Origin of the sequence: Streptomyces sp. RP5T (assembly GCF_003933965.1) — a bacterium.
Classification (GTDB): domain Bacteria; phylum Actinomycetota; class Actinomycetes; order Streptomycetales; family Streptomycetaceae; genus Streptomyces.
On the sequence record NZ_RSAJ01000396.1, the window covers coordinates 1 to 7,969 of the forward strand.

The following is a 7,969-nucleotide window of genomic DNA, read 5'->3' on the forward strand; positions in this document are numbered from 1 at the left end:
CGGCCATCCTCCGCCCATCCGCCCGCCATCGACGAGCAATCCCCCAACGCCCTTCAGTAAGGCGGAAGTCAGGATTCCGTCGCCTGTCTTGTTGTCGCGTACTCAACAAGGGGATGGTCTACGCGGGTCGCCGCCCCCACCGGGAACCTCACCGGTGGTCCCCCACCGCAGGCCTCTGCAACCACTCCCTGGAGGCTTTACGTTGCGTACGTCCACCCCCAACACCCCCCGCAGATCCGGCATATGGCGTCGATACGGCTCCGTGGCCGCAGCCACCGGCGCACTGCTGTTCGCCGGCCTCGGCACCGCCGCGCACGCCGGCGCGGCCACCGCGACCACCCCCCACCAGCTGAGCAGCAAGGCCATCGCGGCCGCTGTCGCCAAGGCGCACGTCACGTACGAGAGCGCGTGCGGCACCACTCCGAAGAAGGGCTTCGCCGCCTGCAACGCCCTGCGCGTCACCGGCGGCACCACCGCCTTCCAGGAGGAGCAGGCCGCGAAGAAGGGCGTCAGCCCCGCGACCGTCTCCCCGAAGGCGTCCTCCGCCACCCCGACCGGCTACGGCCCGAGCGACCTCCAGGACGCCTACGGCCTGACCGACGCGGCCGCGAACAACGGCTCCGGCGAGACCATCGCCATCGTCGACGCCTACGACGACCCCAACGCCGCGGCGGACCTGGCCACGTACCGCAGCTACTACGGCCTGCCGGCCTGCACCACCGCCAACGGCTGCTTCAAGAAGGTCTCCCAGACGGGCTCCACGACCTCCCTCCCCGCCGCCGACAGCGGCTGGGCCGGCGAGATCTCCCTCGACCTCGACATGGTCTCCGCGATCGCCCCGAACGCCAAGATCCTGCTGGTCGAGGCGAGCTCGGCGAGCATGGCCAACCTGGGCAAGGCGGTGAACGAGGCCGTCTCCCTGGGCGCCAGGTTCGTCTCCAACTCCTACGGCGGCTCCGAGTCCTCCTCGGACACCTCCTACGACTCCTCGTACTTCAACCACCCCGGCGTCGCCATCACCGTCTCGGCCGGCGACGAGGGCTACGGCGCCGAGTACCCGGCCGCCTCCAAGTACGTCACCGCGGTCGGCGGCACCCGGCTGTCCACCTCCTCCACCAGCCGCGGCTGGACCGAGAGCGTCTGGAAGACCAGCTCGACCGAGGGCACCGGCTCGGGCTGCTCCTCCTACGACGCCAAGCCGAGCTGGCAGACCGACACCGGCTGCACCAAGCGCATGATCGCCGACGTCTCCGCCGTCGCCGACCCGGCCACCGGCGTCTCCGTCTACGACTCCTACGGCGCCGACGGCACGGGCTGGAACACCTACGGCGGCACCAGCGCCTCCGCCCCGATCATCGCGTCGGTGTACGCCCTCGCCGGCACCCCCGGCAGCAGCGACTACCCGGCGAAGTACCCCTACGCCGACACCTCCGCCCTCAACGACGTGACCTCCGGCAACAACGGCACCTGCTCCACGAGCTACTTCTGCACCGCCAGGACGGGCTACGACGGCCCGACCGGCCTGGGCACGCCGCAGGGCCTCGGCGCATTCACCGGCTGAACCGACAGACCCTGACAAGTCCCCGAGGGTCACGGGGGCGCCACCCTCGGGAGGGGGACGTGGGGTCCCCTCGACGGCACGAGGGCAACGGGCCGCGACTTCGGTCGCGGCCCGTTCGCCGTGCCCGCACCACACCAGCTGACCCTCCGTCAACATGCGGACCGCGGGCACCCCGACCGCGGTCCGTTCGTCATACCGGTGGCCCTCCGGGTTAGCCTTCACCCGCAGAACATCGGTGCCAGAAGCGCCGCAGGTCATAAGAGGGGTCAACGACGGAACCACACTCAGGTTCCGCTCAGGCCTCATTGCCCGGCGTGACCTGCCGTGATACACAGAGTGACCAGACAGTCATTCGTACGAAACCCGCCAACCAATGACGCCAAGTCGACATACGACGGCAGAATTGTCGGCGACAATGAGGCCTGACCTCTGCGCACACGCAGGGGAGACGGAACTACCCACCAGGGGCGGTGACTTACATGCTCTTTGCGGCCGACAAGGGAGACATCAACACCATCATCGGCGGGATCGCTCCGGACTGGGGCCCCTTCGGGGCACTGGGGACCGAGGCGAAGACGATGATCCAGGTCGTCATGGCGGTCGCCATCCTGCTCTGCCTCGGCATCGCCATCTGGGGCGCGGCCAAACAGCGCATCGGCGCCACCGCCCTGCGCGACACCTTCAGCGCGGAACAGGGCAAGGGCCTGATCATCGCGGGCCTGACCGGAGTCTTCATCATCGGCTCCCTGGGCACGCTCTTCACCATCGTGTACGGCATGGCCGTATAGCCACCGCGTCCGGTCGACGCACCTCCACTCCGGCCGGGCGCACCCGGTACCCCCTCCACCCCACCTGTCCGCAGTGCCCACCGGCTGAGGTTGCGTTCCCTGATGTCGAGTCACCACACCGCACCCGCGCGGGAACCAGCGCGGCTACCGTCGTACTCCTACGGGTTCCCGTACGACGCCGAGGGGGCGTGAGGGCATGAGTCTCGGAGACGACCAGGAGGGCTACGGCGGCGCGGGCCAGACCCGCACCCGCTACCCGGACCGCCCCGGCGACGTCTACGGCGGCGCCCGCCGCCCCGGCCGCTCGTCCTCCAGAAGCCTGGTCACCGTCGTCGGCGTCGTCGTCCTCCTGATCGCCGCAATCGCCTTCGCGAACCGCGGAGGAGACGATTCCGCATCCTCGGCGGAAACCGCCGGAAGCAAGCCGGACGCCACAGCGACGGCCCCCAGCGGCACCAAGCCGGTGCGGTCCACCCCGGGCCTCATCCCCACGGGTTACGCGCACGACGCCCAGGGGGCCCAGAGCGCGGCGGCGAACTACGCGGTCGCGCTGGGCGGCACCGGCATGTTCGACAAGACCCAGCGCGACGCGACGCTCCAAGCCATCGTCGTCCCTGCGCGCGTGGCCGCCTTCCAATCGAACCTGGACCGGGCCTACACCCCGGCCTTCAACAAGACCGTCGGTCTGAACGAGGACGGCTCCACGCCTGCCGGCTACACCTTCGTGTCCCGTACGAATCCCATCGGTACCAAGGTCACCGAGTCCTCGCAGAACAACACGACCGTCGAGGTCTGGTGCAGCGGCCTGCTCGGCATGGCGGGTGAGAACTCCACGAACCCCGTCACCAACAGCTGGTTCACCGTGACCATGAAACTCCAGTGGACAGGCGGCGACTGGAAGGTCGTCACCCAGTCCCAGAAGCAGGGCCCGACGCCCGTCCCAGGCGACGACACGGCCTCAAGCGCCGACGAGATGGCGAAGGCCGTCGACGAGTACGGAGGGTTCACCTATGCGCGGTAATCGCTACGTACTCAAGACCGCCGCGGCGGTCACTGCCCTACAGGCCACGGCCATGCTCCTGGCGGCCCGGGCCTTCGCAGCCCCGTCACCCACGCCGTCACCCACCGCCAGCGACGACGCCTGCAGCCTGATCAGCGGCACCGCCCGGGAACTGTGCGAGAGCGACCGCAGCAACAAGCAGGGCGGCGGGTCGCTCGACGACCCCACCTCCACCCTCGACCCCATGTCCTCCCTCGCCAAGAGCTGCGCCAAGGCCGCCGCCTGGACCATCGACAAGCTCAGTGAGGCCGTGAAGGAGACCGCGAACGTCGACTTCACGAACCAGAAGTTCCTCCAGCAGTACGCGGTCGTCTTCGCCGCGTCGACCATCCTCACCCTTCTCCTGTGGCTGCTGGCCGTCGCCAAGCGCGCGGTACGAGGCGTCCCCCTCACCACCGCCATCAGCGAAGCGATCGGGTTCCTCTGGCTCACCGTCCTCGCGTCCGCCTTCACCCCCCTCATCCTCTACACCGTCGTATCGGCGACAGACGGCGTCTCCGAGGTCCTCGCCAAAGCCACCGGCGACCAGACCGACACCTTCTTCGGCACCTTCTCCGGCGCCCTGGAGAAGGGCAACGACATCGGCGGCGGCCCGATCATGCTCATCGTCGTGTCCCTCGTGAGCATCCTCGCCGCCGGAGTGCTCTGGCTGGAGCTCGTCATCCGCGCCGCCCTCCTCTACGTCGGCGCCCTCCTCGGCACCGTCGTCTACGCCGGCCTCGTCGACAAGAACCTCTGGGGCCACGTCCGCCGCTGGGCCGGCATCATGATCGCCGTCATCCTGGTCAAACCGGTGATCGTCATCGTCCTCGGCCTCGCCGGCGCGCTCTCCTCCGACGACGGCCCCGACGCCTTCTCCGCCGTCGTCTCCGGCCTCGCCATCATCCTGCTCGCCATCTTCGCCAGCGCGATGATCTACCGTTTCGTCCCCGGCTTCGGCGACGAGATCGCCGGCTCCCGCAGCAACCGCATCATGCAGAACGCCGAGGGCAAGGCCGCCGCGGTCATCAGCTCCCCGGCCACCCTGGTCGCCCAGGGCATCAAGACCCACAGCTCCCGGGCCGACAACAACGGTCAGGCCTCCGGAGGATCGGGCGCCCGCCCGAGCAACCCGGCGTCCGGCGGAGTCGCCGCCCACAGCTCGCGCACCCCGAACGGAGGCGGCGGATCTGTCCCCTCCGCCGCTCCCGCTCCCCGCGCGGGCAGCTCGGTGAACACCCCGCACGCCGGCAACCGCAACGCAAGCAGCAAGAGCACAGGAGGTGACGGGCGTTGACGACCGAGTCCCACGTGTCGCATACGGTCACGCCCCGCCGTACATATCTCATCGGCCGCGCCCGGCCGAACGCGATCGTCGGCCGCAACCGTGAGACCGGCGAGATCGCGCTCATCATCGTGGGCGCGTTCCTCGGCATGATGTGCGGGCTCCTCGTCCCGGTCCTGTCCCTGCGCATCGTCCTGCTGATGGGCTTCCCGCTGCTCGCACTGGCCGCGGTCTACGTGCCCTACAAGCGCCGCACCTTCTACAAGTGGTTCGAGATCAACCGCAGTTACAAGCGCACCCTGCGCCAGGGCACCACCTACCGCTCCTCCGTGATGGAGGCCGGCACCCACGTCGACGGCCGCGAGGTCGAGGTCGGCCCGCCGCCGGGCATCGGCCGGATCAACTGGCTCGCCGCCCCGTTCGGGCCCGACGAGATCGCCGTACTCCTGCACGCGGACCGCCGTACCGTCACCGCCGCCATCGAGATCGAGGGCCCCGGCGTCGGCCTGCGCGACTCCGAGGACCAGGAAGCCCTCGTCGACCGCTTCGGCACCCTGCTCAAGCACGTGGCCAACGGCGACGGCTTCGTCACCCGCCTCCAGATGCTCGCCCGCACCCTGCCCGCCGACCCCGACGCCCACGCCAAGGACGTCGCCCTGCGCGGGGACGACAAGGCACTGCCCTGGCTGCAGACGTCGTACGACCAACTCCAGTCGATGGTGTCCACCAGCAGCGAGCAGCACCGCGCCTACCTCGTCGCCTGCATGCACTACACCCGTGAACTGGCCGCGGAGGCCCACGCGATGGCCCGCGCCGCCCGCCCCCAGTCCGGCCGCAAGCTGGACAAGGACGCGGGCCTCGCGGTCGTCATGGCGCGCGAGCTGACCGACATCTGCTCGCGCCTCCAGGAGGCCGACATCCGGGTGCGCCAGCCCCTCGGCCAGGGCCGGCTGGCCTCGCTGATCCACTCCATGTACGACCCCGACCACCCCATCGACCACATCCAGGCGATGACCAAGCGCAACGCCTGGCCGGCCGAACTCGACGCCATGGAACCGACGTTCCTCCAGGCGAAGACCCGGGAGTCCTCCACCCGCGCGCCCTGGTGCCACGCCACGGCCTGGGTGAAGGAGTGGCCGATGACCCCGGTGGGCGTCAACTTCCTCGCCCCGCTCCTCGTCCACACCCCCGACGTCATCCGCACGGTCGCCGTCACGATGGACCTCGAACCCACCGAGATCGCCATCGAGCGCATGCTGACCGAGAAGACCAACGACGAGGCGGAGGCGTCCCGCGCGGCCAAGATGAACCGCACGATCGACCCCCGTGACGTGGCCGCCCACTCCCGCCTCGACCAGCGCGGCGAGGACCTCGCGAGCGGCGCGGCCGGGGTCAACCTGGTCGGCTACATCACCGTCTCCTCCCGGTCCCCCGAGGCTCTGGCCCGCGACAAGCGGACCATCCGGGCCTCGGCCGGAAAGTCGTACCTGAAACTGGAGTGGTGCGACCGCGAGCACCATCGCGCCTTCGTGAACACGCTTCCGTTCGCCACCGGCATTCGAAGGTAGGGGCAAAAGCATGCGGGATCCGCTGTCCGTCCTCTCCGACGCCTTCACGTCCTTCCTCTTCGGAAAGGTGGAGACGACCCGCCTGCCGGTCCGCACCTCCACCGGCCAGGCACAGGCGGTCTACCTCCCGACCGCCGCGCCCGGCCTCGGCGACTCGGGCGTGATCATCGGCCGGGAGGTGTACTCCGGCAAGGGCTACATCTACGACCCCTTCCAGCTCTACGGCCAGCAGCTCCCGGCCCCGCACTGGCTGGTCCTCGGCGAGTCCGGCAACGGCAAGTCGGCGCTGGAGAAGACGTACGTCCTGCGGCAGTTGCGCTTCCGGGACCGTCAGGTCGTGGTCCTGGACGCGCAGGGCGAGGACGGCGCGGGCGAGTGGAACCTCATCGCGCAGGAGCTGGGCATAACTCCCATCCGGCTCGACCCGATGGCGGCCCTGGACCAGGGCATCCGCCTCAACCCCCTGGACCCGGCGATCACCACGACCGGCCAGCTCGCCCTGCTGCGGACCATCATCGAGGTGGCGATGGGCCACGGCCTCGACGAGCGCTCCGGCTTCGCGCTCAAGGTCGCGCACGCCTACGTCAACGAGACGATCGTCGAACGCCAGCCGATCCTCACGGACATCGTGGAGCAGCTACGGCACCCCGAGCCCGAGTCCGCCGAGGCGATGAACGTCGACATAGAGGACGTCCGCGCGTGGGGCCTCGATGTCGCCCTGGTCCTGGACCGCCTGGTCGACGGTGACCTGCGGGGCATGTTCGACGGCCCGACCACGGTCGGCATCGACCTCGACGCGCCGCTGATCGTCTTCGATTTGTCCCACATCGACCGCAACTCCATCGCCATGCCCATCCTCATGGCGATCGTCGGAGTTTGGCTGGAACACACCTGGATCCGCCCCGACCGGAAGAAGCGCATCTTCCTGGTCGAGGAGGCCTGGCACATCATCAACAGCCCCTTCGTCGCCCAGCTCTTCCAGCGCCTGCTGAAGTTCGGCCGCCGGCTCGGCCTGTCCTTCGTGGCGGTGGTCCACCACCTGTCCGACGTGGTGGACGGAGCGGCGGCGAAGGAGGCCGCGGCGATCCTGAAGATGGCCTCGACCAGGACGATCTACGCCCAGAAGGCCGACGAGGCCCGAGCGACGGGCCGCGTCCTGGGCCTTCCCCGCTGGGCCGTGGAGATCATCCCGTCCCTCACTCCCGGCATCGCCGTCTGGGACGTCAACGGCAATGTCCAGGTGGTCAAACACCTGGTCACCGAGACCGAGCGCCCCCTGGTCTTCACCGACCGCGCGATGACCGAGTCCTCCGCGGACCTCAACGACGACGCCCTGCTCGCCGCGGAGCTGGAGGCGGAGGAGCGGGCGGCGGCCTTCGTGGAGCAGCACATGGGCGACTCCGAGTCGACGGTGGCGTAAGGGGGACGGGCAGTGGTGAGACCGGACGACCGCCACCAGGGCGGTCAGGGAGGCCAGGGAGGCGTCCCGGACGGGCTGTTGGTCGGCATACTCGCCTTCCTCCTCGGCATGACCCTGCTGGTCTGGACGTCGACGGGCCTCGCGAGCCTGTTCGCCCACGGCGACTGGCCCGAGGACGTCACCTTCACCCGCACCCCCCTGGCCATGCGCCACCTCATCGGCCACCCCCAGGACATCCCCGGCGCCTGGCCCGACAGCCCCGTTGACCAGCTGTCCGGCTACGGCCTGGTCTGGGGCCTGTTCATCGG

6 protein-coding genes and 1 pseudogene are annotated in these 7,969 nt (G+C 69.6%); all 7 read left to right on the forward strand.

From position 1 onward, the window contains the following. Positions 1-202: 202 nt before the first annotated feature. Entirely contained in the window at positions 203-1,561 is a 1,359-nt protein-coding gene (locus tag EHS43_RS31080; RefSeq protein WP_125194029.1) for a S53 family peptidase, read from the forward strand. A 479-nt stretch (positions 1,562-2,040) separates the two neighbouring features. Next, positions 2,041-2,349 carry a hypothetical protein gene (locus EHS43_RS31085; protein WP_007383036.1) on the forward strand — a complete coding sequence of 103 codons (309 nt, stop codon included), beginning with the start codon at positions 2,041-2,043 and terminating at the stop codon, positions 2,347-2,349. Between the two features lie 196 nt (positions 2,350-2,545). Then, positions 2,546-3,370, forward strand: a complete 825-nt coding sequence (locus tag EHS43_RS31090) for a hypothetical protein (protein ID WP_125194030.1) — start codon at positions 2,546-2,548, stop codon at positions 3,368-3,370. Further along, positions 3,360-4,685, forward strand: coding sequence for a hypothetical protein (locus EHS43_RS31095; protein ID WP_125194031.1), 1,326 nt, complete (start codon positions 3,360-3,362; stop codon positions 4,683-4,685). Before EHS43_RS31090 ends, EHS43_RS31095 begins: the two co-directional genes overlap by 11 nt. Continuing rightward, on the forward strand, positions 4,682-6,241 hold the full coding sequence (locus EHS43_RS31100; protein ID WP_125194032.1) for an SCO6880 family protein: 1,560 nt from the start codon (positions 4,682-4,684) through the stop codon (positions 6,239-6,241). The genes EHS43_RS31095 and EHS43_RS31100 overlap by 4 nt, the downstream gene beginning before the upstream one ends. A 10-nt stretch (positions 6,242-6,251) precedes the next feature. Beyond that, positions 6,252-7,661, forward strand: coding sequence for an ATP-binding protein (locus EHS43_RS31105; protein WP_125194033.1), 1,410 nt, complete (start codon positions 6,252-6,254; stop codon positions 7,659-7,661). 15 nt (positions 7,662-7,676) lie between these two features. Then, positions 7,677-7,969: pseudogene (locus EHS43_RS31110) on the forward strand (type VI secretion protein); the annotation flags it as partial.